This is a genomic window from Amycolatopsis sp. NPDC006131, from assembly GCF_040614175.1.
Lineage (GTDB): Bacteria > Actinomycetota > Actinomycetes > Mycobacteriales > Pseudonocardiaceae > Amycolatopsis_E > Amycolatopsis_E tucumanensis.
Map to the genome: position 1 here is coordinate 1 of NZ_JBEXTX010000236.1, position 1,978 is coordinate 1,978.

Annotated in this window: 2 protein-coding genes and 1 pseudogene; 1 reads left to right on the top strand and 2 read right to left on the bottom strand. The window is 71.3% G+C overall.

What is annotated here, in order from left to right; all coding sequences use genetic code 11:
• Window positions 1-573: MarR family transcriptional regulator (locus ABZ215_RS43645; RefSeq protein ID WP_354956826.1), on the top strand; the 573-nt coding region annotated here is incomplete at its 5' end.
• Window positions 574-634: 61 nt separating this feature from the next.
• Here ABZ215_RS43645 and ABZ215_RS43650 read toward each other — a convergent pair.
• A complete protein-coding gene (locus ABZ215_RS43650) occupies window positions 635-1,615 on the bottom strand; it encodes a M23 family peptidase (RefSeq protein ID WP_354956828.1) in 981 nt (326 codons plus the stop codon).
• Window positions 1,612-1,978 (bottom strand): annotated as a pseudogene (locus tag ABZ215_RS43655) (hypothetical protein); the annotation flags it as partial. The gene ABZ215_RS43650 and the pseudogene ABZ215_RS43655, both read right to left, overlap by 4 nt.

Below are 1,978 nucleotides of genomic sequence, written 5' to 3' on the forward strand. Positions count from 1 at the left end.
TCCGCCACGGCCAAGATCGGAAAGTCGACCGCCCAGAAGATCCTCGCCCGCTGGGCCACCGACGGCAGCGTCACGCGAACCGCCGGAATCGCCGAGGGCGGGCGCCGTGCAGCCGACCTGTGGTCCGTTGCCGAGGCACCCGAGCCCGAGGACACCACCACCGAAGCCGAGGCCGCCGGCACCGCGGACTCGCCCGAGACGCCTAGCGATGGCGCCACCTCCGACGAGCCACAGGCCGACAAGAGGGTCGACACGGAAGCTGCGCCAGCCACAACGAATGAAGCGGGCGCCGATCCGGACACGAGCACGGCCAACGTCGGCAGCGACGGCCAGCAGACCGAACGGCTCGCCCCCGGCGCACTGCGCGGGATGGTCGAGGACTATCTGCGCGACCACCCGGGCGACGAGTTCGGACCGGTCGCGATCGCCAAAGCGCTGGGCGGCAAATCCTCCGGCGCGGTCAGCAACGCGCTCGACAAGCTGGTCGCCGACGGCACCGCAGTCCGCACGAAGGACAAGCCCCGGCGATTCGCCCTTGCAGCGGCGGAACGCGAGACCGCCTCGCAGAGCTAGCGCCTGTCGTACCGGCGTAGTGCCCCAACGGTTTCCGTTGGGGCACTACGCGTTGCGGTGCTCAGTACATCGAGACGTGGACGTGGTCGTAGTGACAGCCGGTGACGTTGGCCGGATTCGGGCAGCCGTAGGCGCTGGAGCGGTACGGCTGCCAGCTGGGGTTGTCGGCGGACCAGTACTGGCCTTGCCAGATCAGGTACCGCACCCCGAGGGCCGCTTGGTGGGCGATCAGCCAGTTCGCCACCCGCCAGCCTTCGCTGACCGATCGCTCGTCCTCGGGGTCGAACATGATGTCGCACGCGCGGCCCTGCGGGTGGTCGGACGCCGGGTTGGCGGGGCGCGCCTGGTGGCATCCCAGGCCCAGACCGGTCATCCCGCCCGCTTGGAGGGCGCGGATGAGCGCCAGGGTGCGGGGCGTGATCCGGCCGTTGCCGGTCGGGTCGAGCTCGGTTGCCTCTTCCGGCGGCCATTCGGTGCGTAGCGGGCCGCCCGCGCCCGAGCAAGTCACCCCGAGCAGTACGCCGACTATCTGCCGTGCACCGTGCTCGTGTTTGGCGTAGGCATCGGGGTATCCGGAGCGCTGGACGGCCTGGGCCGCGGCGGCGAGGTTCATCTGCTGCCAGTTCGGCACCCGGAGCAGGTGGTTGTAGAACTGGGTGGCGGCGTAGGTGGGGTTGAGGATCTGGTCCGGTGTTCCCCAGCCCTGGGACGGTCGTTGCTGGAACAGGCCGAGGCTGTCGCGGTCGCCGTAGTTGAGGTTGTTCAGTCCGGACTCTTGCATCGCGGCGGCGACGGCGATGACCCATCCATACTCGGGTACCCGCATCTGCTTGCCGACGGCGACGATCGTGGCGGCGTTGGCCATCTGCTCCGGCCCATACCCGGCCAGCCCGCCGCTGGAGGTGGAACCGGCCGGAGCGCAGTCGGCGCCACCGCTGCCGATGAGGGCGGCCACGACGCCAGCGCCTGCCGCCGCGACGAGGATCGGGATGAGCAGGACGGTTGCCGCGGCGAGGACAGCGACCTTGCCTACCGAGGTCATCGTGGTGTCGACGCGCTGGGCGGCATCGGGTAGGGCGGTGGCATCGACGCGGGCGGCTGGTTCAGGGGGTCGCCGTTGCTGTCGGCAGGCGGGCTGACGTGCGGCCAGGCGTCGAGGAGCGCGCTCAGTGCCCACCGCCGAGCTCCATCGCGAGGGCTGTCCAGGGGCAGCCACACCGCGTCCGCCGGGCTGGGGTGTGCGGCCTCGGGGTTGAGCAGCTCGGCCGTGGCGGTGGCGACGGGAACGCCGCGCGGGTCGTCGAGTTCGTGCCACGCGTGGGTGAGCAGTCGGCGGGCGGCGGCCTCGCGCCGGGCGGTCGGCAGCCAGATCAGCAGCGGTGTGGTGATGCCCGTGGCCTGGGCG

Excerpts from the sequence above, each read along its gene's own strand:
- ABZ215_RS43650 (WP_354956828.1), bottom strand. The coding sequence starts at position 1,615 with ATGACCTCGGTAGGCAAGGTCGCTGTCCTCGCCGCGGCAACCGTCCTG.